Origin of the sequence: Hyphobacterium marinum (genome assembly GCF_036330325.1) — a bacterium.
Lineage (GTDB): Bacteria > Pseudomonadota > Alphaproteobacteria > Caulobacterales > Maricaulaceae > Hyphobacterium > Hyphobacterium marinum.
Map to the genome: position 1 here is coordinate 196,188 of NZ_JAZDRO010000001.1, position 25,695 is coordinate 221,882.

The 25,695-nt window shown below is 60.2% G+C and carries 25 protein-coding genes and 1 tRNA gene; 12 read left to right on the forward strand and 14 right to left on the reverse strand.

What is annotated here, in order from left to right; genetic code table 11:
- Positions 1 to 39: 39 nt before the first annotated feature.
- The 7 genes from hpf to V0U35_RS00935 form a co-directional block, all read right to left on the reverse strand.
- Complete coding sequence (gene hpf / locus V0U35_RS00905; RefSeq protein ID WP_330194760.1) at positions 40 to 639, reverse strand: ribosome hibernation-promoting factor, HPF/YfiA family; 600 nt, start codon at positions 637 to 639, stop codon at positions 40 to 42.
- 136 nt (positions 640 to 775) lie between these two features.
- Positions 776 to 2,251, reverse strand: coding sequence for an RNA polymerase factor sigma-54 (gene rpoN / locus V0U35_RS00910; RefSeq protein ID WP_373696354.1), 1,476 nt, complete (start codon positions 2,249 to 2,251; stop codon positions 776 to 778).
- A 74-nt stretch (positions 2,252 to 2,325) separates the two neighbouring features.
- Positions 2,326 to 3,093, reverse strand: a complete 768-nt coding sequence (gene lptB, locus V0U35_RS00915; protein ID WP_330194762.1) for an LPS export ABC transporter ATP-binding protein — start codon at positions 3,091 to 3,093, stop codon at positions 2,326 to 2,328.
- Complete coding sequence (locus V0U35_RS00920) at positions 3,090 to 3,668, reverse strand: LptA/OstA family protein (RefSeq protein ID WP_330194763.1); 579 nt, start codon at positions 3,666 to 3,668, stop codon at positions 3,090 to 3,092. The genes lptB and V0U35_RS00920 overlap by 4 nt, the downstream gene beginning before the upstream one ends.
- Positions 3,665 to 4,360: an LPS export ABC transporter periplasmic protein LptC gene (lptC, locus tag V0U35_RS00925; RefSeq protein WP_330194764.1), complete on the reverse strand. Its 696-nt coding sequence runs from the start codon at positions 4,358 to 4,360 to the stop codon at positions 3,665 to 3,667. The genes V0U35_RS00920 and lptC overlap by 4 nt, the downstream gene beginning before the upstream one ends.
- Before the next feature lie 74 nt (positions 4,361 to 4,434).
- Positions 4,435 to 5,049, reverse strand: coding sequence for a ribonuclease D (locus V0U35_RS00930; RefSeq protein WP_330194765.1), 615 nt, complete (start codon positions 5,047 to 5,049; stop codon positions 4,435 to 4,437).
- Positions 5,050 to 5,096: 47 nt separating this feature from the next.
- Entirely contained in the window at positions 5,097 to 6,365 is a 1,269-nt protein-coding gene (locus tag V0U35_RS00935; RefSeq protein WP_330194766.1) for a hypothetical protein, read from the reverse strand.
- A 14-nt stretch (positions 6,366 to 6,379) separates the two neighbouring features.
- Between V0U35_RS00935 and V0U35_RS00940 the strand changes: the two genes are divergently transcribed.
- The 7 genes from V0U35_RS00940 (at position 6,380) to V0U35_RS00970 (ending at position 11,676) form a co-directional block, all read left to right on the forward strand.
- A complete protein-coding gene (locus tag V0U35_RS00940; RefSeq protein ID WP_330194767.1) occupies positions 6,380 to 6,940 on the forward strand; it encodes a GNAT family N-acetyltransferase in 561 nt (186 codons plus the stop codon).
- A complete protein-coding gene (locus V0U35_RS00945; RefSeq protein WP_330194768.1) occupies positions 6,937 to 8,409 on the forward strand; it encodes a RimK family ATP-grasp domain-containing protein in 1,473 nt (490 codons plus the stop codon). Before V0U35_RS00940 ends, V0U35_RS00945 begins: the two co-directional genes overlap by 4 nt.
- 62 nt (positions 8,410 to 8,471) lie before the next feature.
- Complete coding sequence (locus tag V0U35_RS00950; protein ID WP_330194769.1) at positions 8,472 to 8,951, forward strand: hypothetical protein; 480 nt, start codon at positions 8,472 to 8,474, stop codon at positions 8,949 to 8,951.
- A gap of 57 nt (positions 8,952 to 9,008) precedes the next feature.
- The gene (locus tag V0U35_RS00955) at positions 9,009 to 9,359 is read left to right on the forward strand and encodes a DUF1428 domain-containing protein (RefSeq protein ID WP_330194770.1); all 351 of its coding nucleotides are present in this window, start codon (positions 9,009 to 9,011) and stop codon (positions 9,357 to 9,359) included.
- Positions 9,360 to 9,467: 108 nt separating this feature from the next.
- The gene (locus tag V0U35_RS00960; RefSeq protein ID WP_330194771.1) at positions 9,468 to 9,878 is read left to right on the forward strand and encodes a hypothetical protein; all 411 of its coding nucleotides are present in this window, start codon (positions 9,468 to 9,470) and stop codon (positions 9,876 to 9,878) included.
- Positions 9,879 to 9,882: 4 nt separating this feature from the next.
- The gene (locus V0U35_RS00965; RefSeq protein WP_330194772.1) at positions 9,883 to 10,233 is read left to right on the forward strand and encodes a DUF2200 domain-containing protein; all 351 of its coding nucleotides are present in this window, start codon (positions 9,883 to 9,885) and stop codon (positions 10,231 to 10,233) included.
- Positions 10,234 to 10,467: 234 nt separating this feature from the next.
- Positions 10,468 to 11,676, forward strand: coding sequence for a phospholipase D-like domain-containing protein (locus V0U35_RS00970; RefSeq protein ID WP_330194773.1), 1,209 nt, complete (start codon positions 10,468 to 10,470; stop codon positions 11,674 to 11,676).
- Here the strand turns inward: V0U35_RS00970 and V0U35_RS00975 are convergent.
- From V0U35_RS00975 to V0U35_RS00995, 5 genes are all read right to left on the reverse strand, one after another.
- Positions 11,673 to 12,323: a DNA adenine methylase gene (locus tag V0U35_RS00975; RefSeq protein ID WP_330194774.1), complete on the reverse strand. Its 651-nt coding sequence runs from the start codon at positions 12,321 to 12,323 to the stop codon at positions 11,673 to 11,675. The genes V0U35_RS00970 and V0U35_RS00975 overlap by 4 nt on opposite strands.
- Positions 12,324 to 12,505: 182 nt before the next feature.
- A complete protein-coding gene (locus tag V0U35_RS00980; protein ID WP_330194775.1) occupies positions 12,506 to 13,666 on the reverse strand; it encodes an adenine-specific methyltransferase EcoRI family protein in 1,161 nt (386 codons plus the stop codon).
- 370 nt (positions 13,667 to 14,036) lie between these two features.
- Positions 14,037 to 14,123: transfer RNA gene (locus V0U35_RS00985), tRNA-Leu, on the reverse strand.
- A gap of 88 nt (positions 14,124 to 14,211) precedes the next feature.
- Positions 14,212 to 14,550: a hypothetical protein gene (locus tag V0U35_RS00990; RefSeq protein WP_330194776.1), complete on the reverse strand. Its 339-nt coding sequence runs from the start codon at positions 14,548 to 14,550 to the stop codon at positions 14,212 to 14,214.
- A 1-nt stretch (position 14,551) separates the two neighbouring features.
- Entirely contained in the window at positions 14,552 to 15,763 is a 1,212-nt protein-coding gene (locus V0U35_RS00995) for a hypothetical protein (RefSeq protein ID WP_330194777.1), read from the reverse strand.
- Positions 15,764 to 15,963: 200 nt separating this feature from the next.
- On the opposite strand from V0U35_RS00995, the gene V0U35_RS01000 reads away from it, so the two are divergent.
- Entirely contained in the window at positions 15,964 to 16,929 is a 966-nt protein-coding gene (locus tag V0U35_RS01000) for a complex I NDUFA9 subunit family protein (protein ID WP_330194778.1), read from the forward strand.
- A gap of 128 nt (positions 16,930 to 17,057) precedes the next feature.
- Here V0U35_RS01000 and V0U35_RS01005 read toward each other — a convergent pair whose 3' ends face one another.
- Positions 17,058 to 17,858 (reverse strand): undecaprenyl-diphosphate phosphatase, encoded by an 801-nt coding sequence (locus V0U35_RS01005; protein WP_330194779.1) that lies wholly within the window; start codon positions 17,856 to 17,858, stop codon positions 17,058 to 17,060.
- A gap of 43 nt (positions 17,859 to 17,901) precedes the next feature.
- Positions 17,902 to 21,756, reverse strand: a complete 3,855-nt coding sequence (locus V0U35_RS01010) for a tetratricopeptide repeat protein (protein ID WP_330194780.1) — start codon at positions 21,754 to 21,756, stop codon at positions 17,902 to 17,904.
- Positions 21,757 to 21,854: 98 nt separating this feature from the next.
- Here V0U35_RS01010 and V0U35_RS01015 point away from each other — a divergent pair, with 98 nt between their 5' ends.
- Genes V0U35_RS01015 through queG form a run of 4 tightly spaced genes read left to right on the forward strand, consistent with a single transcriptional unit; the run spans position 21,855 to position 25,665 of the window.
- A complete protein-coding gene (locus V0U35_RS01015; protein WP_330194781.1) occupies positions 21,855 to 22,835 on the forward strand; it encodes a cation diffusion facilitator family transporter in 981 nt (326 codons plus the stop codon).
- A 33-nt stretch (positions 22,836 to 22,868) separates the two neighbouring features.
- The gene (fzlA, locus tag V0U35_RS01020; RefSeq protein ID WP_330194782.1) at positions 22,869 to 23,546 is read left to right on the forward strand and encodes an FtsZ-binding protein FzlA; all 678 of its coding nucleotides are present in this window, start codon (positions 22,869 to 22,871) and stop codon (positions 23,544 to 23,546) included.
- Between the two features lie 9 nt (positions 23,547 to 23,555).
- The gene (locus V0U35_RS01025; protein WP_330194783.1) at positions 23,556 to 24,572 is read left to right on the forward strand and encodes a hypothetical protein; all 1,017 of its coding nucleotides are present in this window, start codon (positions 23,556 to 23,558) and stop codon (positions 24,570 to 24,572) included.
- Positions 24,556 to 25,665 carry a tRNA epoxyqueuosine(34) reductase QueG gene (gene queG, locus V0U35_RS01030; RefSeq protein WP_330194784.1) on the forward strand — a complete coding sequence of 370 codons (1,110 nt, stop codon included), beginning with the start codon at positions 24,556 to 24,558 and terminating at the stop codon, positions 25,663 to 25,665. The genes V0U35_RS01025 and queG overlap by 17 nt, the downstream gene beginning before the upstream one ends.
- The last annotated feature ends 30 nt before the right edge of the window (positions 25,666 to 25,695 follow it).

Sequence of the window (25,695 nt, forward strand, 5' to 3'; positions counted from 1 at the left end):
GGGGCGGCTCGACTGAACCGCCCCTGTCGCGGATTCGGGTCAGCCTTTAGCGCCCCGGTCCGGATCAATCCACCCCACATTACCGTCCGGCCGTTGATAAACGACATTCACCCCGTTGTGAGCGATGTTGCGGAAGAGCATGAAGGGGGCACCGGCCGCCTCGAGCTCCAGCACCGCCATGCCGACGGTCAGGGCCCGCAACTCACCGGGCTTTTCCGCAACGATTACAGGCTCGTCGCCACCGGTGGGCGCATCGTCGCCGTCATCGTCCCAGTCGTCGAGCCCGCGCCCCTGGAGCACCACGATCGGCGTGTTTTCGGCCGGGAGTTCCTTTTTCTGTGTGTTGTGGTGGTTTTTCAGTTTCCGCTTGTAGCGGCGGAGGCGTTTTTCCAGCTTTTCCATCGCGCCTTCGGACGCCTTGTAGGCATCGCCGTCCGTATCGGACGCCTGCAGCATGACGCCCGATGGCAGGTGGACCGAACAGTCAACGCGGAAGAGCGGTCCGTCGCGCGATACGGCGACATAGGCCTCGCCGGGGCGGCTGAAATACTTTCCGACGCCTTCCTCGACCCGGCCGAGAATCTCCTCGCGGAGCGATTCGGAAACATCAATGCCTTTGCTGACGACTTGGATTTGCATGGGTCCTTTCCGCCGCGCCCGGCGCGGCCTTGGCAATGGCTTCACACTCCCCCATTTCGCGAACGCACGGGGCAAGCGACACCCGTGTGCGTGGAGGGATCAGTCAATCGCGTTGGAGGCCCGGGATCAAGCGCAATCAACCGGCGCGTTTCAGCATGCGGCGGCGTTGCACCGAAGAGGGGATATTCATGGACTCGCGGTATTTCGCCACGGTCCGGCGGGCGATCTCGATGCCTTCGCCGAGAAGCCGCTCCACCAGCGCGTCGTCGGACATGACCTCGGCCAGGGTTTCCGCCTCGATCAGCATGCGGATGCGATGGCGCACGGCTTCGGCGGAATGGGCTTCGCCGCCGCCGGCGGAGGGAATCGCCGAGGTGAAGAAGTATTTCAGCTCGAACAGGCCGCGCGGCGTGGCAACGTATTTGTTCGACGTCACCCGGCTGACCGTTGATTCGTGCATGCCAATGGCATCGGCGACGGTCTTCAGGTTCAGCGGGCGCAAATAGGCGACACCCTTGGCCAGGAACAAATCCTGTTGGCGGACGATCTCGCTGGAGACTTTCAGGATGGTCCGGGCGCGCTGGTCGAGTGATTTGACCAGCCAGGACGCATTCTGGGAGCATTCGGAGATGAAGGTCTTGTCCGCGTCGGATTTGGCGACGGCGTTGATTTCGGCGGCATATTGCTGGTTGACCAGGACGCGCGGCAAGGTTTCCGAGTTCAGCTCCACCCGCCAGCTGCCATCGGGGTTTTCGCGCACATAGACATCCGGCTCGACCGCGCGGGCCGTGTCGCTGCCATAGGCGAGGCCGGGTTTCGGCGTCAGCGCGCGGATTTCCGCGACCATGTCGTCGAGATCGTCCGCATCGACATCGCACAGCGATTGCAGCGTGGTGTAGTCGTGCTTGGCCAGAAGGCCGAGATGATCAAGCAGGGTCGCCATGGCCGGATCGAGCCGGTCGCGCTCTTTGAGCTGCAGCGCCAGGCATTCGGGCAATGTGCGGGCCATCACGCCCGCGGGTTCGAAGGTCTGGGTCAGGGACAGCACCCGCTCGACAAGGCCGCGATCGACGCCCAGACGCTCGGTGATTTCATCGAGATCGGCGCGCAGATAGCCGTCCTCGTCAGCCAGATCGACCAGGTGGGCACCGATCAGGCGCTCGACCGGATCGGCGGTCGCCATGGTCAGCTGGTCGTGCAGGTGTTCGGCGAGCGAGATCTCGCGGCTGGTATTAGCCGCCGCGTCATATTCGCCATCGGAGAAGGAGCCGCCCTTGCCCGCGCGGGACCAGTCGGTCGACGGACCGCCTGCCCCGGCGAGGTCAGACCCGGAGACATGGGAATTCATCACCTCGCGGTCGGCATCGACAGCATCATCGGCGGCCTGGGAGGAGGAATGGTCGAGCGAAAGCTCCTTCATTTCGCCGCTGTCAGCGGCGGGAAGCTCCTGCGAATCACCCTCGCCAGCCGAATCGCGATCGTCGCGTTCCAAGAGCGGATTGCGCTCGAGTTCTTCCTCGACGAAGGCGGTCAGCTCGATATTGGAGAGCTGCAACAGCTTGATCGCCTGTTGCAGCTGCGGGGTCATCACCAGGGACTGACCCTGGCGCATCTCCAGTTTCTGGTATTGTGACGCCACGTTTGACCGCGCCCCTCACGCGAATTGCGAAATCGGGGCCAGTCTAATCAGCGAAAACTTTCACCGAGATAAACGCGGCGCACGTCCGGATCGTTGCGGATCGCGTCGGGCGCGCCCTCGAACAGAACCTCGCCCTCGTGGATGATGGTGGCGCGGTCGGTGATCTCCAGCGTTTCGCGGACATTATGGTCGGTGATCAGGATACCGATACCACGGTCCTTCAGGAAGCGGATGAGGTCGCGGATATCGGTGATGGCCAGCGGATCGATCCCGGCAAACGGCTCGTCGAGCAGCATGAAGGACGGACGGGTTGCCAGCGCGCGGGCGATTTCCGCGCGGCGGCGCTCACCGCCAGACAGCGACAAGGCCGGCGCGTCGCGCAGATGGGCGATCCGCAGCTCTTCCAGCAACTGGTCGACGATTTCGCGCCGGGCCGTGCGGTCGCGTTCGACGACTTCAGCGACCGACATGATGTTCTCGAACACCGTCAGGCCGCGGAAGATCGAGGCTTCCTGCGGCAGATAGCCAATCCCCAGCCGGGCACGCTGGTACATGGGCAGCCGGGTGATGTCCTCGCCATCAAGGAGGATACGGCCATAGTCGGCCTCGACCAGGCCCGTGATCATGTAAAAGCAGGTGGTTTTGCCGGCACCGTTGGGGCCCAGGAGGCCCGCAACCTCGCCCCGGTTGAGGCGCAGCGACACGCCCTTGACCACCGGACGCTTGCGGTAGGTCTTGCCGATATTCTCGACATAAAGACCGGCCGCGGCATCCGCGGCGGCATCGCGGACGAGGGTCTGGGCGAAATCGGTCACTCGCCGGTGTCTCCGTCGGACTCGTTTTCCTCTTCACCGCTACTGGACGGGAAGAGCACGGCCCGCACGCGGCCCGCGGACGTTGTCGCGGGTTCACCGTCCGACCCGCCACATTGCGGCGGATTGACCTGGGACCGGCCCGTGGCGAGGTCGGCGACAAGGCAGCTGCCGGTGATGACATTCTCGCCACGCGTCAGCACGACATTGCCGGTCATGGTGATGGTCTCGGTCGCGATCTGGTAAACGGCGCGATCACCGCGCGCGACTTCCTCGGGCGTCACGTAGAAAACTTCGCCAGTGGCGATAACGCGTTGCACCTCGCCAAAGCCGCTGGCCGCCGACGCCGCGGACCGGCTGTTCTGGTCGAAGAAGACCTGGATTTCGTCAGCACGCAGCCGCGTATCGCCCTGGGCCGCATCGACATTACCCGAGAAAATGGCGCGGCTTTCCGCGTCAATCACTTCCAGCCGGTCAGACGTGATATCCATGGGGCCGCCCTGGCGGCCGATCTGGGCCTCGGCGGAGGCGGCAAACATTGCCAGGGCCGCAAGGGCAAGACAGAGGCGGGACATCATGGCTGGTCTCCTTGATCGGGCGTGCGGCGGCTCTCGATATGCGCGACCACATTCCCTGTGAACACGACGCGGTCGCCGCCGTCCAGTATTTCATATGAATCGGCCCGGATATCGCCCATCGGGCCGGTACCCTCGACTTCGGACTCGCCGACCACCCGATCCTCGCTAAGGAGAATGCGGGCGGCTTCGGAAATGAATTCATAGCCGGACTGGGTGCGGAAGCGGACATCGGTTTCCAGGTCCAGCACCCGGTTTTCCGAATCGTAATAGCCGCGCTCGGCCAGAACGCCGTCAGCCGCCGCGTCCAGCGCTTCGATCGCGACATAATCGAGACGCGGGTTTTCCAGCTCGGTCAGGTTCAGCGCATCGCCCTGTCGGCGGATGGCCGCGTCGGCGGTCACCGTGAAGGGGGAGCCGCCGTCGTCCCGGCCGGTAAAGCGCGGATTGATCATGCGCGCATCCTCGCCAACCGTGATCGCGTCCGGCTCGACCTCGCCCATCATCGACAGGGCAATCTGCACCACGACAAGACCGGCAATCGCCCCAACGGCGGCCATCAGCGCGAAGCGCAGTGTACGCACGAATGCGGTCCTCCGGCGCGCCTGCGCCAGCGTCGTCGCGCGTTTCGGCTCCCACCCCCCGTGATGGGACGTGCCGAATGCGCCGTAACCGTCTGCCGTCGTCGTGGTCATCTTTGCCTTCTGGCTGGCCGATTGGCAGGGAAGAGGGTCACAAGGGCCGTTTCAAGGCGGGACGTCATCGCATCTCAGCTGTGCGCGAAAATGTCGGTCTCCGGCCATCCGGCCAGATCGAGCCGCGCGCGCCACGGCAGAAAGTCGAAACAGGCCTTCGCCATCTCCATCCGGCCTTCGCGCTCCAGCATCGCTGCCAGCCCATCGCGCAGCTTGTGCAGGTGAAGGACGTCGGAGGCAGCATATTCGATTTGCGCCTCGCTTAGGCTCTCTGCGCCCCAGTCGGAGGATTGCTGCTGCTTGGACAGGTCAATGCCCAGAAGCTCGCGCGTCACGTCCTTCAGGCCATGCCGGTCGGTATAGGTGCGCACCAGTTTCGAGGCGATCTTGGTGCAGAAGACCGGGGCCATCGTCACGCCGAGATAGTGTTCGACCATGGCGAGATCGAAGCGGGCGAAATGCAGGATTTTTTCTACCGCCCCATCTGCCAGCAACGCCTTCAGATTGGGGCAATCATAGGACTGCCGGTCCATCTGCACGACATGGGCGTCACCATCCCCGGCCGAGAGCTGGACGACGCAGAGCTTGTCGCGCGTCAGCGAGAGGCCGAGCGTTTCGGTGTCGACCGCGACCGCCTTGCCGAGATTGAGCCCGGCGGGCAGGTCATGTTTGTGAAAATGCACGGTCATGGATGTGTTCCGAATTGTCAGCCCGGCTTTGAAGGCCTCAGGCCGGTCTAGCCCGCCTCGCCCCGGTCGGGCAAGCGTTCGGCGCGACGCTCAAGTGCGTTCCAGTCATCGCGGTTCAAGAATTGCGGCGGCGGAGATTCCGGTGCGGGGTCGCCGGCGATCACCTGATCGAGAAACGCGGTCGCCGCCTGGCCATCCGGGGTCTGCAGCCAGGCTTCGCGCCGGGCGCGGATGTCCGCTTCGCTCTCCCGGGCCGTTTCCCGCGTCAGACGCAGACCGAAGGGCTCGCCGAATAGCGTTTCCGAACCCGGCTCACCGCGCATCCGGTCGAGCATGGCCTGACCGATATCGGGCAGGTAGTGAGAGGGCTCGTAGAACGTTTCGTGCGGATCGGTTGCATCGGAAGATGGGGCGGGCCGGGTCGCGAAACCCTGAAAGCCGGAAAAATCCCACAGCACAGCCGCGCCGCCGTCGATACAGGGGTTGGCGGCCTGCCGGTCGTTCTGGGTGGCGAATAGGTCCGCAAGGTCGCGGCGCAGGGCAAAATACGCGTCTTCGCGACCGGCGCGGAAGAGCGCCTCTTCCCGCCACGCATGATAGGGATGGATAAAGGCCACGACCTGAACGCCATTTCTCGTCAACGATGAAAGCGCTGAATTAAAATACCATTCCCGCTCGCCGTCATAGTGATAGCCAAGATAATAGCTGTATATGCCGCGCGCGCCGCTTTCATATCGCCCCCGCTGAACGCCGGGCTCATACTGGTCAGCCCAGGGTGTATCCGGGCCATTTCCGGCGAGATTGTCGGCCACGGTCAGGACCGAAGCGGCGAAGGTGTTTGGCGATAGCGCCGTGCGCAGAAGTGACAGGGGCCGGTTGCCGTCGGCGAGGGCGGAAATGGCAAAGCTCGCCTTGCTTTTCGAATGCGTGCCGAACTCGTCGAGATCGATGCCGATGACGAGACAGCGCAGGTCCGGATCGCGCGCGGCCAGCATCATCGCCCGGGCCAGTTCGAACATGTTGGTGCCGCGCATGCCGGCATTGACGATGCCGCCCGGCCAGTTTTCCGGCTCGGCCGGGAACCCGTCGACCGTCCGCGAGGATCCCAGGATGAAGCTGGTTGCACTGCCACGCGCCAGCGCATCGGCGGCGTATATCCGGCCGCCATCCTGATAGAGGCGTGTCTTCTCGGCGTTGAACCCGGCAATCCGTGGCGCACCGCTGACGGCAAACGGGTCCACGAGAAGGTTGAACCCGGCGAAGAGGACGAGGACGCCAAAGGCGACAGCGGTGAAGATGAGGGCATAGCGGCGCATGGTCGGGCGCGAAGATGAAACAGTTTTCCGCGCCTGTCTCCCGCTTGTTCGCAGAATGCGGCCGCGTCATGGTGGCGCGCAGCCCCGAAGCGGAGCCGGACCTGACACTCGCCCTTGCCACCGCCAGTCCTGACGACCTCGATGTGATCGATGCCATCGAGACGGCAGCCTTTGACCGGGATCGATTTCCCCGCCGCAATCTCTCGCGGATGCTCACCGGCGGGCGCACGCGGTTTCTGCTCGCGCGGCTCGGGGACGCGCCCGCCGCTTATGCCGCGATCAGCCTGAAACGCGGCAGCCGGGTGGCCCGGCTCTATTCGTTGGCGGTGACACCTGAGGCGCGGGGCAAGGGTGTCGCCGCCGCCCTGCTGGAGGGCGCACAGCACCTCGGGGCGGAGGCGGGATGCACCGTCCTGCGTCTGGAAGTGCGCGCATCGAACACGGCGGCGCGCGGCCTGTATGAACGTGAGAATTTCCGCTTGCGCGGCAGGCGGAATGCCTACTACGAGGACGGAGAAGCCGCGCTTCTTTACGAGCGCGCGATCAGCGGGACCGTGAAGGAGTCCGCCCCTTGAGCGACTGGCTCATTCTTGTCGACCATGCCAGCGACCTGGCCCAGCACGAGACGCCGCACAAGGTGATGCGGGTGCGCGATTACCTGACGAATCCGGGCCTGTTTTCCGGACGGCGGCCGAACATTCTCAACCTGGCGCGGACCTATGGCTATCAGTCCGAAGGCTATTACGCCTCGCTGCTCGCCGAGGCGCGCGGTCACCGCGTTGCCCCCAGCGTCCAGGCGATGGTCGAACTGTCGCGCAAGACGCTCTACGCCCAGGCCCTGCCGGAACTGAACGCCGCGCTGACCCGCGATCTGGAAGGTAGCGACGTCTCGGAGCGTCCGCTGCTGGTCGCCTTTGGTCGCAGCCGCGACGACAGAATCGGGCGGTTTTCCAAACTTCTCTTTGACTGGTTCCGGGTCCCGGTTCTGGAAGTCACGCTCGCCGCCGGCAAAGCCGAGATCGACCGTATCCGCGCCGTCTCGCCGCATACGTTGAAAGGCGAGACGCGGGACTTTTTCCTCGACAGCCTGGAGCGCCATACGCGGCGTAAATGGTCACCGGCGAAGGAGAAGGCGCAGGCGCGCTGGTCGCTCGCCGTTCTGCTGGACCCGGAAGAGAAGACACCGCCCTCGAGCCAGACCTCGATCAAGCGGCTGGCGAACGTCGCGAACAAGATGGGTGTCGAGGTCGAACCCATCGGACCGGGCGATCTGGCGAGCCTGGCCGAATACGATGCGCTTTTTATCCGCGCGACTACGGCGATCGACAATTACACCTACCGTTTTGCCCGCCGCGCCGAACAGGAAGGCATGCCGGTTATCGACGACACCGCCTCGATGATCCGCTGCACCAACAAGGTGTTTTTGAAAGAGCTCCTCGATCTCGCCGGGGTCGCATCACCGCGCACCGAGGTCATCGGCGAGGGCGCGAAACTCGACGGGCTGATGGACCGGCTGGGCAGTCCTGTGGTCCTTAAAGCCCCTGACGGGTCCTTCTCGCGTCAGGTCCACAAGGTCTCGACCGAGGCCGAATTGGCCGAAAGGGCGAAGGCCCTCTTCAAGGACACCGCCCTCGTCATCGCCCAGGAATACATGCCGACGACCTATGACTGGCGCGTCGGCGTGCTGGGCGGCAAGGCGCTCTATGCCTGCAAGTACAAGATGGCGCGCGGGCACTGGCAGATCATGCGCCATGGCGCGGACGGCAAGGTGACCGAGGGCGGGTCGGAAACGCTTTCCGTGGACGATGCCCCGCCGGCCGTGATCGAGACCGCGCTGAAGGCCGCGCGCCTCATTGGCGACGGGCTTTACGGCATCGACCTGAAGGAAAACGAGCGCGGCGTTTTCGTCATCGAGGTCAACGACAATCCCAATCTCGACACCGAGGTCGAAGGCGCGGTCCTGAAGGACGCGCTCTGGCGCGCCCTGATCGACTGGTTCTCGGCTCGGCTGGAAAAACGCATGGGTGCGCTCAAGACGCGCTAGCGCTGTTCTCTCCGGGCGGGTCGGACATCGACATTTTCACCGGAAAAATGATACATTGCGCCATGAACCGTCCGGCTTTGCCCTGCCGTTTGCTGTTTGCCCTGATCTCCGGCGTTGCAATTGGCCCTGCATCGTCTTTCGCGGATGATCGCGGCCGCCAGGTTCCCGCGGCATCCACGGATGAAGCGCACGGCAGTCTCGACGGACTCTCTGTAGACGGGCGTATCCGGGCGCGCGGCATCATCGGGTTGTTCAGCGTTCCCGGCACGCTGTCCTTTGAGGACGGAGACCTCTTCTGGGCGACCCGCGGAGAGGTGGATTCCGGCCCCTACAGCACCCGGCCGGGTACCGGGGTGATAGAATTTCACGCCGAACACATGACACCGGAGGGCGATATCGTTGTGTGGTCAGGTCGCTATGCCGACGGCCGGTTCCATGATGTGACGGCCGTCTGGACGCGGGTGGCCGGAGACGCGGTTCACGACCTGTTTCTGCCCGACGATGTTGTCCTGAATTTCACGCCGGCTGACGGTCGGCAGTGACCACATCAAGCTGGCCGCAATCGTCGCAAGCGGACACACTGAAGGAGAGAAGAGCTGATGGCCTATGTCGACGGGTTTGTTCTGGCGGTGCCGGAAAAGAACAAGGACGCCTATCTGAAACTTGCCACTGAAATGGCGGCCCTGTTCCGCGACTGGGGCGCGACGAAGACGGTGGAATGCTGGGGCGATGACGTGCCCGACGGCAAGCTAACCTCCTTCCCGATGGCGGTGAAAGCCGAGCCCGGCGAAACGGTCCTGTTTTCCTGGATCTGGTGGCCGGACAAGGCCACGCGCGAGGCCGGACACAAGAAGATGATGGAGAGCAAGCACATGAATGCGCCCGCCGATATGCCCTTTGACGGCAAGCGAATGATATTCGGCGGGTTCGAGGTCATCCTGGAGTCCTGAAATCCCGCAAGGCTGCTCTTCCGGACCGGGGGGCCACATCAGAGGTTTTTAGGGCTAAAGTGCCGGAATGGCCGGACAAAACGGGTCCGGCCGCTGCAGGACCGCGCCATGGCCAGAGGAAAGTCCAGTCCCGCACCGGCTCCGGATGGAGAGCGGGGTTCGGTGACCCATATTCGCGAGAGCGACACCTATCTGCGCGCGGTCTATCTGGACGATATCGATCTGCCCACGACGCGCAAATGGATGCTGGAAATGGTGCGCCTTGCCCGGGAAGACGGCGTGCGCCGCATCCTGCTCGACGTCGACAAGGCGACGCCGGACTTCCCGCCCAGCGCCCTGATCGAGGAAGTCGAACACTTCGCCGACCATGCCCCCACGGGCATGAAGATCGCCTATGTCTCCGAAGAAATGCGCATCGCGCGCCACTTCATGATGATCCGTGCCGCTGCCTTCGCCAAAGGTCTCGAGGTCGACGTGTTCGGCACGCAGGAAGATGCGGAAAAGTGGTTGGGGGTTTAGGGGGATGGCCGCGCACCGCATTTATTCAATGAGCTTTGCCAGCGTCTATCCGCACTATGTGGCCAAGGCGGAAAAGAAGGGGCGCACAAAGGCCGAAGTTGACACCATCATCGAATGGCTCACCGGCTATGACCGGGCCGGTCTGAAAACAGTGCTGGACGACAAAAGTGACTTCGAGAGCTTTTTCGCCGAGGCCCCGCGCCCAAACCCGGATCGCGCCCTGATCACGGGCGTTGTCTGCGGTGTCCGTGTCGAGGAGGTCGAGGAACCGCTCATGCGCGAGATCCGCTATCTCGACAAACTCATCGACGAACTCGCTCGCGGCAAGGCGATGGAGAAAATCTTGCGGTCTTAGAGGCGAGCGTTAAGGCCCCTACCGCCGCATTTTTTTTGGGGAGCCTTAGCGCCCTTGGCACGAAGGCTTTATACGACGCTTTGAACCGCACTCAGCCCAAGAGGTGGATGGCTTCACCTGTACGAAGTACGGCTCGACGCTTATCCGCAAAAGTGTGAGATTGCGCGAGAGAAGTTTTGATTCGAGGCTGCCGCCTCTAGCCTCTTCTAGCTTCCGTCTGTGGAGGAACGGAACATGGAGCTAATGAGCCAGCCTTTTACCGGGTATCTTGGAAATCGGCTGATAGAAAATCTCGAATCTGACAAGTATCACACCATGAATATCGCCGTGGCTTTTGCAAAGAATAGCGGCGTCCTCCGATTAAAAGATTCTTTTCAAAGATTTAGAGCGCGCGGTGGAAAGATAAACGCTATTGTAGGTGTTGACCTTGGTGGCACTTCTTATGAAGCCCTCACAGCCCTGCTCCTTTATACCGACACATTGAGTGTAGTCCACGCAGAGAAGGCCCAGACGTTTCATGTGAAGGTCTATCAGTTTGTAGGCGATGGCGAGGGTCTAGTTGTTGTGGGTTCTCACAATCTTACGGGCGGCGGCCTATGGACCAACTTCGAAGCCTCCATTCTCGTTGCAGATCATGAAGCTAAAGCCTTCAAAGCTGTGGAGAAGCACTTCGAAAAACTGGGACAATTAGATAAATCGTTTATGCCGATAGGTGATCAAGACGCCATCGAGGCTCTACTAGCAAACAATTATATTACTAAGGAGATTGCAGAACGGGTTCGTCACGCAAAATCCAAACCAAAGAAGGGAGCGCAGAAAGAGCTATTTGGAAAAGGAATTCCTGTCAAACTCCCCAAAATAGTAGCCACGAAAAAGAAGAAAGAAGAAGTCAGCGACCCTTCGCCAAACCTAATCTTCGTTCCTCAAGGTGATGAGGGCGACACCATATGGTTTGAAACAAGAAAAATGACTGGCGGATCGCGAAACATCCTCGACCTATCAAAGAAATCTCTAATAGAAATCGGGGACCCGACCAATACGGCTTTCGACCTGGGCGACAAAAAATTCATGCGCGGCGGCGTTGAGTTTTTTGGCTTAGATCCTGATTCAACTCATGAATCGAAAGACATAACAATCAATTTTGATGGAGTTGATTACGCTGGTAACACGATAAAGTACCCTGACGGCGACAAAGCCAACGGTACATGGCGAATTCAAATCAAGGGCGAAAGCTCATCCGGAGTCAAAATCACTGAAGCTTTTAGGGCTAAGGGTGAGGAACACTATTTGGTCGGGAAGGTAATAACTTTTACAAAGGTGGTGGGCGATTATTACTTTATGTCGGTGTTCCCCGAAAACGACCTAGAGCATTTCAAATCCGCTTCTTACATTCTAGCCCGCAATGGCCAAACAGCCGACGCCAGGCTGCTCGGGCTGCTTTAGAATCGGCTAAGCCATTCTTCATGCTTGTTCTTTTTGTTGCCGCTTATTCCGCCTTTTGCCCCACCGAATGTAAGCATTATGGCGTCAGCATTTAGGGGAACACCTTCGGATACGAACAGAGGGGCCGCATTCAATTCGCTGAAACGCTCTATGAATCGTATCACATCGAAACCGAAAGCGTATCCTGTTGAACCTTGATATGGAGGGTCAACATAAACGACGGCGTCTTCAGGAAATGCCTTATCGAGTGTGGTTATGATATCATCGTTGAGGCACGTCACGCCTTTCATCCCTACTACGAGGGCCTCAATTCGGCGTTGAAGTTCCTTTGGCGACGGCTGCATCGGATTTGCGGGGCTACGTCTAACGCTTGTTGCTGTTGGCTCCCAATAGTCGCGGAAGCAAGCATTTGCCCAACTATTACCTTTTCGCCAAATCTGCTTGCCTCCAAATGAGCAAGCTTGGAGAACAGGATAGAGTTCCGCTTCATTGTCGCCTACCGGCAGTGCGGCCAACTCTGACACATGCGCCTTTAGTGCTCGCTTGTCTTGGGGCAATCCCCGCAGAATTTGCTTGAAAACGTCTTGGCTAAATCTGCCCGATCCGATGGCTGACCAGAACGTCCCCCAAGAGCTGATGTCGAGCATACATATCTGCGAAGGAGAGACGCCTCTATTGACCAATTCAATTGATACAGCTGCCGATCCACAGCAGAGATCGTAGAAGCTTGTATTCGGCCCCCGTGCGGCGTTGAGAAGGTGGTCAACAATCTGAGCAGATACTCGCTGTTTGCCACCCTGATAGGCACAGGGCACACGTAGTTGTTGGGTCACAGCGTTTTCCTACGTATCAGGATACGAGCATAGGATCTGCGTCCGTTGACAATCCCAACCCCTCCTCTGTCGTCAGTGTGTGGTCGATAATTGACCTCAGCGAGGGTTTCAGCCGGCACGTTGGTTCGTGCATTGCCGTTAGCTAGCATCACTATCTGGAATTGCCGCGGGTTATATTTGTCTAGGAAGGTGATCGGCACTCCCATAACCCCATCGTAGTCATAAGGAATGTCTTGGGTGCGTCCGACCTCGATAGCATCGTAGTTCTCATAAGAGGGGTATGCGTCCGGCGTATAATTGCGGGTCAGCTCTATCGAACCCTTTCGTTCTTTGGACTCCAAATTTGTGAACCAGCGAACGCCTTTCACCCTAATGAACCTACGGCCTAGTTCGTCCACGCCGCAGTTAGCGGCGTTGAGAGGGTAATCATTTGGCACATGGAACTTTCGATCTCCGGAACGAATAGATTCTCCGTACCATACTCTGTTGTCGCGAAAGAGGGGGAACACTTCTTTGTAAGTTGCAGCGTTCATGTTTCCAAGAATTACGAACTGTTTTTTGTACTGCTCAAGTTGGTTTATGAACTCTCGGAAAAGGCTGAAAGGCGGGTTCGTCGCAACAATATCGGCCTCTTGAAGTAAATTTTTGCACTCTTCAGATCGAAAATCGCCATCACCAGCTAAATAGGTGAAAGAGTTCCCTTCTAGAGCAAGCAAAGCCTCTATGTCCAACGAGCCATCTGGCCTTGTCAGAGGGATGTCTGGAGTGTCAGTTACGACTGCTTTGTAGGCGGTGGTCGATTCTTTAAGCGGGCACTCTTTTCCTGCAAGTGAAGACCCTGCGTAACAGGTAGATATCAGTTTGGCTAAACCAAATTTTTCAAAGTTGGATACAAAAAACCGAAAGAACGCGGATTCGTAAGGGTCGTCGCAGTTGCAGAGGACAACTTTGCCATTGAACTGATCTTGATGCTGCGACATCTCCTTCGCGATATCATCGTATTGCGTATAGAAGTCATCTTTTTTCACAAGGAACGCTCGATTTAGCGTCGCGTTTCCAGGTTTCGTTTTTAGTGGTGATCGACCTGTTTCGGCTTCAAATGGCATCGTACCTTCACGAATCATCGCTTCTGGAAAGACCTTGATTTCAGCAAACACGCTAATGCCGGTTTTCTCGACAACCTCATCGGCTCGCTTATTTATGTTATGGCCAGTCGAATTGTTCTAGTTGATTTTGCTGCTATTTTCCTAGCGAAAACCGTCTCGACCTTAGGTAGCATTTCGTGCAGCAACATTCAACAAAGACCGCCCGATAGTCCGGTAACAATGAGCCTTCTACAGCGATAGGCGACAGCTAGGTCATTGCCTAAAATCAGTCTGAAATTTGTTAAATTCACTCGAAGAAATAAAATGGTCTACCAAACCGAAAATAGCGATGTGCCCCACCACAAGGCCCCTACTGCGGCATTCCTTGACTAAAATCGTTCCGCCGGATCGATTTTTTGGCCTTTGGCCAACCCTCAAGGAATGGTGCCCAGGAGAGGACTCGAACCTCCACTTCCATACGGAAACCAGCACCTGAAGCTGGCGCGTCTACCAGTTCCGCCACCTGGGCAGGTGTTCGGCAAGGAGGCGGGGAATACGCTTTTCCATGCGGGCCTGTCAACGCAGCCCCGCAGGATAATTTCCGCGCCCGTTTTGGCTCAGTCCTTCAGCCCCTTGCCGGAGACTTTCCGGGTGATGGCGCGGGCATCTTCCGCACCCCGGCGCACATGGACGAGATCGCCCGGTTCCGACCAGGCAGGCCGCAGCGAGTCCGAGGCCAGGATCACCGCGCCATAATCGCCCATCTCTTCGAGCGCGGCCCGGTTGAACAGGCGCTGGGCGGCGAGATCGTCCTGGAACAGGGCTTTCGGCGCATCATTGTAGAAGCCCGTACGGCCCGTGCCTTGCGTGATTTCGCGGGCCCGGTCCGGGGCTTTCGTGGCGGAGGCAGCTTCGTTCGAAGCGGCCCCGTGGCGGTAGCGGCGGCGTCTGATCATCCTAGTCGGCCTCCTCGTCGCGGCCGGGATGGAAACCATCATCGGCCTTGCGCTTGATCCATTTGAACCCTTCGCGCCGCGTGATCACGGCGACATCGACCGGGCCACCCACGCCTTCCGGCCCCAGCGACATGCGCATCTTCACCGAGGTGAGATGGACCAGCGATTCGGCAAGCCAGGCCATCTCGTCGGGCGGCATGCCCTGCAGCGTCGCGGCGAAGGGTCCCAGATGCATATCGTGGATGTAATCACGCAGATAGTCGAGGAAGACGCGGATGAAATCATCCGACATGCCGATATTTTCCGCATACATCCGGGCGCGCTGTTCCTCGCCGCGCGCCAATTCCTCGATCACCCGCTCGCCATTGGCACGGATTAGGTCGCGGAAGACGGTCAGCGCATAATCGAGGAAGGCCGGATCGACCCCGTGGACGAGCGAGATCATCACATTGCGCACCGCGAAGGGCAGCACATCGGACGGGTGATCCACAGTGATCTCGCTGGTGGTGCGTTTCGACACGGCGAGCCGGCCGGCGATGACGCCGTCGCTTTCCATATTGACCAGGGCGGGGAAGGTCTCGCGCTCCCCGAACCCGGAAATGACCACGCCGGAGCGCGCCACGGTCTCGATATCGGCGATGGTGATGCGATGCAGCAGCGTGCGCAGCTGGTCACGCATCGCCTTGTCGAGCTTGTCGCCGATATGGCTGCGCAAGATGTCCTCAAAGCGTTCGATCAGCCCGGGATAGGCGCGCACGAATTCGGCCTCGGTGATGTCGGCGAGGGCGGGGTGAGGCGCCCGTGCGGCGACATCGCGAATGAGCGGCTCGAGCGAACGGTTGACCAGCGCACAGGCCTCGATCGCTTTCAGGAAGGGGGCGGTCTTGGTCAGCGCGGCGAGCTCCATGTCGCGCTTGGAATAATCGTGAAACTTGCCGGCAAAGGCGAAGAAATCGTCCGCCCAGGCCTGAACCGTGGCGTGAGACCGCGCGCCGTGACGCTCGCGGTATTCCTTGATGATCACCTCCCAGGGCACGCGCATGAACTCGGCATTGCCGTAGATCATCACGCCAACGGGATGATTGCGCGACAGGGCGAACAGCTTGTCCACGCTGTCATAGGTCTTCACCGTCATGCCCGATCCGAAGGTCGCCTTCGAATCGGCCGCAAGCGCGGTCGCCTGCTTGTTCAGAAGTGCGACTTCTGCGGTCATCCCGCCCATTCCCCCCGGAGACTTTTACGCGTTAACCCTTACTAGCGCGCGCACGCGGGGCTGGGGAGTCGGTTCGCGTCTGGCGCGAAGCGGGACGCAGCCAGGCGCAACCGCGCATGGACAGACGGCGCAAATTTTGGTCTATGCGGGGTGAGAAACGGGGCCGCTCGCGGGCTCCGGACCATATCCAGGGGGCCTCCATGCTGCGCGACGAGATGATCACGGTCTTCGGCGGATCGGGCTTTGTCGGACGTTATGTGGTGCGTGCGCTCGCCCGGCGCGGCTATCGCGTCCGCGTCGCCACCCGCCGCCCGCATCTGGCTGGCGATCTGAAAGTCATGGGCGTGGTCGGCCAGATCCAGCTGGCCCAGGCCAATATCCGCGTTGAGTCCTCTGTCGATCGCGCCGTCGAAGGCGCGCATGCCGTGGTCAATCTGGTCGGTGTGCTGTCAGAATCCGGCCGCCAGACCTTCACCCGTCTGCACACGGCCGGGGCGAAAGCCGTCGCCGCCGCCGCGGATCGCGCGGGCGTCGAGCGCCTGATCCATGTGTCGGCCATCGGCGCGGATGCCGGATCGGAGTCGCGCTATGCCCGGTCAAAGGCCGAAGGCGAGGCCGCCGTGGCTAAAGCCTTCAAGGGCGCGACCATCATGCGGCCCTCGATCATATTCGGGGCCGAGGACGAGTTTTTCAATCGCTTCGCGGCCATGGCGCGTTTCGTGCCGGCCCTGCCGCTGATCGGTGGCGGCAAGACGAAATTCCAGCCGGTCTTTGTCGGGGATGTCGCCGAGGCGGTCGCCAATGCCATCGCCGACCCCAAGACAATGGGTCAGGTCTATGAACTCGGCGGACCGAAAGTCTACACGTTCAAGGAGCTGATGGCCTATCTGCTCGACACGGTGGACCGCCAGCGCTTCCTGGTGCCGCTTCCCTTCCCGATCGCCACGGTCATGGGGATGGGCGGGGAGATGTTCGGCGCGCTGCCCTTTGCCGAACCCTTCCTGACCCGCGACCAGGTTCGCCAGCTGAAGGTCGATAATGTCGTGCATCCGCGCGCGCGCGGCCTGGAAGATCTCGGTGTCCGGCCCGAAACGGTGGAATCCATCGTGCCGACTTATCTCGGGCGCTATCGCCGCCACGGCCAGTTCCACGAGCGGGAAGCCTAGCTCTGTTTTCTCCCCCTGCTTGCGGGGGGAGTGGCCGAAGGCCGAGGGGGGGATTTTTATTCTATCCCCCCTCCGTCAGCTTCGCTGACACCTCCCCCGTGAACGGGGGAGGAAACTGAATTTAGCCCCTAAACCAGGAAGACGAAAATCGCTGCGCCGAGTGCGAGGCGGTAGAGGACGAAGGGCAGGAATCCCAGCCGTTCCACCACCCGCATCAGCACGAAGATCGAGGCCAGCGCCGAGACAAAGGACAGGCCTGCGACGACGAGGCCGTCGGCAAAGCTCGCGCCCGTATCAACCCCACGGAAAAGATCAAACCCCGCGACGAGACCGAAGGCGGCGATCACGGGGATCGCCATCAGCATGGAAAAGCGCGCCGCTTCGGGCCGGGTCATGCCCAGCGCACGCGCCGCAGTCATGGTCGTGCCTGACCGGCTCGCGCCGGGAATGAGGGAGAAGACCTGCGCCACGCCAATGAGAAACGCATCGCGCCAGGAGAGCGTCTCCGCTGTTGTCACGCGGCGGCCATAGCGATCCGCGAGCCAGAGCGGCAGGGCAAAGATCAGTGTTGCGGCACCAATGATGGCGGGCGTGCGGATCGCCTCGACCATGCCGGTAAAATAAAGCGCGCCCGCGCCGATGATGACCGGCGGAGTCGCCACGGCGACCAGCAGGGCCAGCCGTCCGCCGGGCGTCATCTTTCCGGTCAGCAGGGCGAACTTGCCCAGACCGATCTCCCAGATATCGCGGCGGAAATAGACCAGCACAGCGAAGAGGCTGCCGAGATGGGCCATGACATCGATCAGCGGGCTGTGGTCTTCCAGCTGGACCACGATCCCCGCCAGGATCAGATGCGCCGAGGAACTGACAGGCAGAAACTCGGTCAGTCCCTGAACGAGGGCGAGGAGGACAAGGTAGGAGAGGGCCATGGGGGACTTCGCTTTACTCTCGTTTTCCGATCAACTCCCCAATCTATCCGGCTGTTTCCGCTTCGGCTTCAAGCGCTTTCTGCCGTGCATTCGCCGCCTCTTCGTGGCGCTGGAGATGCTCACAAGCTTTTGCGAGCCGCTTCCAATCTCCCGGTGTGCCTGTTTCTTCAGCAAGCCCACGGGCCAAGCTCAGACCTTTTTCCGTTTCTTGGGGTATCCGCACAAGAACAGAGATTTCAAAGCGACGAAATTCGAGTTTTCCGGGCTTGGTGGAGCGCGCCGCTGCTATTGCCTTGAGAGCACCGGCATCATCGCCCGCTTTCACAAGCATTTTGGCCAAACGGTAATTGTCCGGTGCAGCAGCCGTCAAACTCGCTAACTCGCGAGCGGCCTCGAGCGCGGCGGCTTCCTCCCCTTCCATTCTGTCCAGATTGCTGACGTATACTCGACGGGCGAGAACGCGGGTCGGTTCCTTTTCGAGAGCCTTACTGGCCGCGTTGACCGCTTCCCGGTTTCGGTTGTGTTTTCCCAAGATCAGTGAATAGCGTTCCCAATCACTAGGTTTGTCGGACACCTCTGCTAATTTTTGATAAGCTTCGAGTGTTTCCATTCCGAATCGATCCAGCTTCTCAAGATTGCGGGCCAGCATGCGAAGGGCAGACTCATTCTCGGGATCGATATCGACAGCTTTTCGCGAAGCGTTAGCGGCAGCATCTGTTTCACCAGCGCCGTGATGCGCCGCCGCCAGCCGTATCCAGTCTTCAGCACGGCCCGTTCGTGGGGCAATCTCCTTCAAAAGGGGTATGCCTTCATGGGCGCGGCCAGGCGATTTTGACAGATTGATCGCCAGACTCACGCCAGCCCTGTAATGTTCCGGATCAATCTGGATCGCCTTTTCAGCTGCCAAAATGGCTTCATCTGTTCGGCTAAGGCGCCCCAAAGTTACACTCAGCCTGTACCAATCATCGGCTTGGTTACCTTGTTCGCAAACGATTTCTTGATGGTGTGCAGCCGACGATTCTTTTCCTGGAATGTTGGCCAGATTCAAAGCAAGGACACGACGGGCTTCCAAATTTCCGGGGTCATTCGTCACGGCTTTCTGCGCAGAATCGACTGCATCTTGATACTGACCGGAGCGCCCCTGGGTGGCGGCCAGCCGATACCAGTCCGTACTTTCGTTTGTTTCATTAGCTAAATCATTCAATGCCTGAATGCCTTCTTCAACACGATCAGGCAATCGCGTGGTCTGCACGGCAAAAAGACGGCGCGCTTCGATATTGTCCGGGTCGAGCTCAACAGCCCGTGCATGAGCTTCGGCGGCTTTATCGAAAACGCCGATAGCATTATAGGCCTTGCCCAACCGCGACCAATCCCCTGCACTATCAGCAATCTTGGCCAGCCTTGCCATCACCTCTATGCGGTCAGCGTATGGGCGCTCCAGATGCGACAGGTTGATGGACAGGCTGCGCAAGGCATCCTCATTATCCGGGTCTTTCGCCAATGCAGATTCTGCAGCGTTCACTGCGTCCTCGTGACGGTCGGCCTTCCCCAACGCAACGCTGTAGCCAGCCCACTCCGCGGCCGTATCAATCTGTTCGGCGAGACGCTTCTGGAGTTCGATGGACTCCCCCTCGCGGCCGGGTATCTGTTCAACGGACCGCGCCAGACTGCGCATCGCATTTACATCGCGGGGTCTAATACGAAGTGCTTTCTGCGCCGCATCAACCGCGTCCTCGGCATAGCCATTGATTCCAAATGCTATGCTGATCGCCGTCAACAGACCGGCATCGTCACCAGACAGCTTTTCGGCTTGCCGAAAATGGCGGACGGCTTGTCCCCGCTCTTCAAGACTCGCATAGACCCGTCCCAGACTCAGGCATATCGCGCCATCCCCCGGATTCAGTTTTTTTGCTTTCGTCAGAGCTGGCAACGCTTCCTTATGTTTGCCGGCGCGATCGAGTGCGATTCCCAGTGTCTGCCAACCACGCGCATCATCAGGGTCAAGTTTGACGGCGTGGCGCGCCGCATCAATTGATTGAGGCTGCTTCCCGGAGCGCTCATAAGCAATGGCAAGACTGTACCAAGCGCGCGGGCTTTGGGGATTGAGGCCGCAGGCCTTTTTCAAGGATTCAACCGACTCCTTGTGATTGCCGAACCGGCCCTGGAGAATGCCCAGATTCAGCCAAACGAAGTCATTATCGGGGGCCACTTCTGCCGCTTGGCGGGCTGTTGCCAGGCTGGCACGTGGATTGGCCGTATCGCCTTGCAAATACGCGAGTTGAAACAGAGCCGGAACATGCCGTTTATCAACCCTGACCGCCTGTTCTGCCGAGATAATGGCTGAATCCCGTTCACCGAGAGATTCTTGGATCAGTGAAATGGATAGCCAAAGTACAGCACAACGATTGCGCCGCTTTCGCACAGCCCGGCGCAGGACTGACAGGGTCTCCCGCTCCAACCCCAGAGAAATCGCGACCGAGTACAATCCGGGGATGCCTGCTAGGAGTTTCGGAGACAGGCTTCGTCGTTGCAGCCCATAGTCCAGCGACTTCAGGAAGCTGGTGAAATCATCGCGGCTGACTTGGCCGGATTCCAAATAGGCCGACGGACAAACCAGTTCGTCGTCAAATTCGAAAACCCAGGCCAGCAAATCCCGGCGAATTGCGCGCTGAATCTTCGCTCCTGATCGCGCAAATACGCCACCCGAGGGCCCCAATGTAGTTGCCAGATGGACAGCGAGCTTCTGCTGGGGGGGAATCCGTAACCGGTACAGGATGGACAGGGCCCGAAAGACGCTGGCCCGCTCGGGATAGGGAGCAATCGCTGTTCGATAGACTTCGTTGGTCCAGTCAGCCGGATAGCTGAAGGAGTAATCGACTGTATCGGACAATTGTATCGGGTGGGACCGGTCTTGTTTTTTTCGTGCGAGATCGGAGAAAGGAATCATGATGCCGCGCGGCGTACCGTCGCTCTTTCGGCTGATGGCCGCCACGGCTTCGGTATCAATCTCAAAACCGAAATACGTCGCTACAGCCTTTATGAAACGATACCGGACGCGCTTGTGAATCGCCCGCAATTGATAGGTTTTGAATTCGGACAATATTCCGGATCCGGCGTTTATTTTTTCGAGTGAATCCGGCTCGTCGGATGCCGTGAGAATAACGCGCCAGTCGCGATTTCCCTGGCGAGCGCGCATCCATTCTATCGTGGCGGCGAGCCTGTCTTCAAAGCCCCGATACTGTTCATCCCCTGTCTGGCTCTTAAGAGCATCCGTACCCAGGCGCGTCTCGATTTCATCTATGAACAGAATGAGCGTGCGTGGAACGAAATCGTCCGGAATGGAATCTGGCTTGGGACGGTCAAATTCGCCCTTGGGATAGAGAATGCATACTTCTTCACCTTTTCTCTCAGCGATCCGCTGAATGTGTTCAATGCACTCGCGGGTTTTTCCCAAGCCCCGCCGCCCGGTCATCATGAGAAGGGGAGTGTTGATCTCTGCGAGAAACTTGCCTTGGAGGCCCGCCGAAAATCTTTCCTGATAAGGGAAGTCGTCGTGCTTCTCTCCACGCGACTTCTTCAGTTCTGAAATCCGTTCGGTAGAGTAAATGTGAAAGGGAAATTCCGGCTTCCCCTCCCTGATAACAACTTGCCGGGTTTCGCGGGTCCGGGCAGGGAAAAACATGCGCCAAAGGCCGATGACTGCAGCCAGAGCAGGGGGGGCCCCCAACGCAACAACAGCGAGTTGCTGATCCGACCCTGACAAGCCGGCCCAGAAACTGCGTATGCCGGCTAACAGGTTTCCACCTGCATTGCTCAGCCAGTTTATTGGGTCCGGGTATATCCAGAACACCGATCCGACACCGACAATAAAAATTATCAGGGCGAGAAAACTGCGCATGATCTCAACTTAGACGATAATTCGCATTAGAAGAACCGCATAATTTCCTCGCGCCTCCCCGATTGACGCCCGGCCCTGCGCCGCCCTAAGTCGCGGGCATGCCCCATGACGCGCCCCATCACGACGCTGGCGGACCGGGAAAGCTCGATCCGGCCGACGCGCGCAAGATCACCGGTGCGGCCACGACTCTGTCGGTCGGGATTGCGCTGACGCTGGTCGCAGCCAAGCTCGCCGCGTGGATCGCCTCGGGCTCTATCGCCCTGCTCGCCTCGCTTGCTGACAGTGCGCTCGACCTTGCCGCCTCGCTGACGACCTTCTTCGCGGTGCGTTATGCGGCCTCGCCGGCTGACCGGGAACACCGTTTCGGTCATGGCAAGGCGGAAGCCTTTGCCAGCTTTTTACAAGCCCTTTTCATCGCCGTGTCAGCCGGCTGGCTGATGTGGGAGGCGGGGCAGCGGCTCATCGATCCTGAACCCATCCGCCATGGCGGATGGGCGATCGGCGTGATGGTGCTCTCCATCGTGCTGACGGCGCTTCTGATCTGGGCGCAGAGCCGGGCCATCGCCAAGACCGGCTCGGTCGCCGTCACCGGCGACCGCGCCCATTACGTCGCCGACCTTGCCTCCAACCTCGCCGTCATGGCGGGGATCGCGCTGACCGCCTTTTTCGCCGTCGGGCGCGCCGACCCGGCCATCGCCATCGCGGTGGCGCTGTGGCTGTTCTGGTCGGCCTGGGGCGTGGCAAAGGGCGCACTCGACCACCTCCTCGACCACGAATTGCCCGACGAGGAACGCGACCGCATTCGCGAGATCGCCCTGCAGGACCCCAAAATGCTGGGCGTTCACCAGCTGCGCACCCGAGCCGCCGGACCTCTGGTCCATATCCAGTTCCACGCCGACCTCAATCCGGAACTGACACTGGACTCCGCCCACCAGATTCTCGTCGCCTGCGAGCGCCGGCTGATGGAGGTCTATCCGGCCGCCGACATCATCATCCACCCCGATCCGAAGGGGCGCGCCGAACCGCACGGTTCCGACTTTTTCCGCGCCGACCACGACGCGGCAGACGAAAGCGCTTAAACCGGGCCGCGAAGCACACTAGGCTTGCACCCCATGCGCATCCTTCATCACTGGCCGCTCGATCCCTTCTCCCGTCAGGTCCGCCTCGCCCTCGCCGAGAAAGGGCTGGAGATCGATACGCGCCTCGAAAAACCGTGGTCGAACCCGGAGAGCATTCTCGCCGTCAATCCGGCTGGCACGCTGCCCGTGCTGGTCGATGACCGCGAAGGCGCGCGCCTGACCGTGTGCGAATCCGGCCCCGTCCTCGCCTATCTCGAAGAGGCCTATCCCGAACCCGCCCTGATGCCGAAGGGCGTGGCGGAGCGCGCGGAAATGCGCCGCCTGATGAGCTGGTTCGACCGGAAATATGACGGCGAGGTCAACGCCTATCTCCTGCATGAGAAGCTGGAAAAACGCGCGCAGGGCCTCGGCGCGCCCGATCCGGCCATGCTGCGGCTAGGCCGCGAGCACTTGCGCGGGCATCTCGACTATCTCTCAGGACTTCTCGAAGCGCGCGACGGGCTCGCCGGTCCGCGCTACACGCTCGCCGATGTCGTCGCGGCAGCGCATCTCTCGTGTGCGGATTATCTCGGCGATGTGCCGTGGGAGGAATTCGAGCCGGTGCGCGCCTGGTATGCGCGGGTGAAATGCCGCCCGGCCTTCCGCGCCCTCCTCGCCGACCGCTTGCCGGGGCTGGAACCGGCGAGCCATTATGCGGACCTGGATTTTTAGGGGGTGCAGATGCTCCGCCTGGCCGCCCTTGTCATTTTTGTGTTTGGGAACGTTGAAGCGGCTGCGCAGCAGTATGATTGGCAGGATTATCAATCCGAGCTGAGTTGGTCAGGAGAGCTTTCCTATACGATTTCGGACTTTGCGGATCAGCTTTCAGACCGTTGGCAAATTGCTCAGGAAGGGTACTTGCTGGAAGCTGGCGACATCACCGAAGCCGAGGCGAGCGCAACCATTGCAGATATCATCGAGCAACGTGAGCGCATGTATGCGGAATTCACGGCTCAGATCGAGTTTCTGCTTGAGCAGGAACCGTCTACGGGAGACGCCCGGCTTGATTCAGGCATTGATGCCGTCGCATCTGCTAGCCGCATGTTTCTGGTGGAAGCCGAACAGGCTTTTGCCTTGGACGCTCGGATGGCCGAGCATTTTCGTTCCTTCCCCGAAGAACTTGAACGCCAAGACGCGGCGGCAAATTTGACCACGGCCCGCACTGCGGCGGATGTCTATCTCGCAAACAGTCGATTGTGGTTACTGTTCACCGATGATCAGCAGTTCCTACACAGGGGCCTCATCGCCGATATCGAGTTTACCGAATGCCAAAACCGGTTGAGGGCAATTGAAGCGGTCTTTCAGACAGGCAATGTTGAGCAAGTTCCTGTGCTTGCGTCGGAACTTCGCGATCATGCTGAACGGTTGAACCGCCTTTCTAGAAGCTATGGAAATTTCGCTTCCATGACGGCTACGCGTTGGCGGTCTGAGCTAAACGAAGACAATGACCGGCCAGATCAACATCAAGCCAGCATTGAACTCGCCGAAGCTTATGCCGAATTATTCGAAGCCTATGAGGCTACTGCGCCGCTTTTTATGTCGATGATGTCGATTAGCCGACAGGCAACGGGTCTCGACGAATTTCTGGGTCATATGGATGAGCCACAGGCGGAGTTCTTCGACGCCTTTCAGGCGATATCCCGGACCAGTTCTGCTGTAGATGATGCCCAGGCTCGTCTTGATGCCTTCTACGAATAAGTCGGGCGTAATTTCACAAGCCCAAGCCCTCGGCTTTGACGCGGTGGGTGTGTGCCGGGCGGACGAGGCGTGGGCGGCGGGCGCGCGGCTGAAAGAATTCGTCGATCAGGGCCGGCATGGCGAAATGGGCTGGATGGAGACAACGCTGGAGCGCCGCACCGCGCCGACCGCGATGTGGCCGGAGGCGAAATCGGCCATTGTGCTGGCGATGAATTACGGGCCGGACACAGACCCGCTTGCCGATCTGGAGCAGCGCTCCAGCGCCAATATTTCGGTCTATGCCCGCCACCGCGATTATCACGACCTGATCAAGAAACGCCTCAAAGCCCTCGCGCGCGACTTCGCGGCCGGGACGGGGGCTGAGGTGAAGGTCTTCGTCGATACCGCGCCGCTGATGGAAAAGCCGCTGGCGGAGAAGGCGGGGCTGGGGTGGCAGGGCAAGCACACCAATCTCGTCAGCCGCGATCTCGGGAGCTGGTTCTTCCTCGGCGTGATCCTGACCGATGCGGAGCTCGAACCCGATCTGCCCGAAGCCGACCATTGCGGCTCCTGCCGGGCCTGTCTCGACATCTGCCCGACGAACGCCTTCCCCGCGCCTTATCAGCTCGATGCGCGGCGCTGCATCTCCTACCTCACGATCGAACATGCCGGGCCGATCCCGCCCGAATTCCGCGAGGCGATGGGCAACCGCATCTATGGCTGCGATGATTGTCTTGCCGTCTGTCCGTGGAACAAGTTTGCTGAAGAAGCTTCCGAAGCCATGCTGATCGCGCGCGAAGACCTGAAATCACCCGCCCTCGCCGATCTCGCCCGGCTGGATGATGCGGGCTTCCGTGCGCTTTTTTCCGGCTCGCCGATCAAGCGGATCAAGCGCGACCGTTTTGTCCGCAACGTCCTCATCGCCATCGGCAATTCGGACGATCCGGGACTGGTGGCGACCGCCGAGAACCTGACAAGAGACGACAGCGCGCTGGTGCGCGGCGCAGCGGTGTGGGCGCTGTCACGCCTTGATCCAGCCCGGTTCGCGGCACTGAAGACCGGCGCGCTGGAGGCCGAAACCGATCCCGACGTGAGGGCGGAATGGTCTCGCTAGCCCGCCGCCTCAGCTATCTGCGGCGACGCG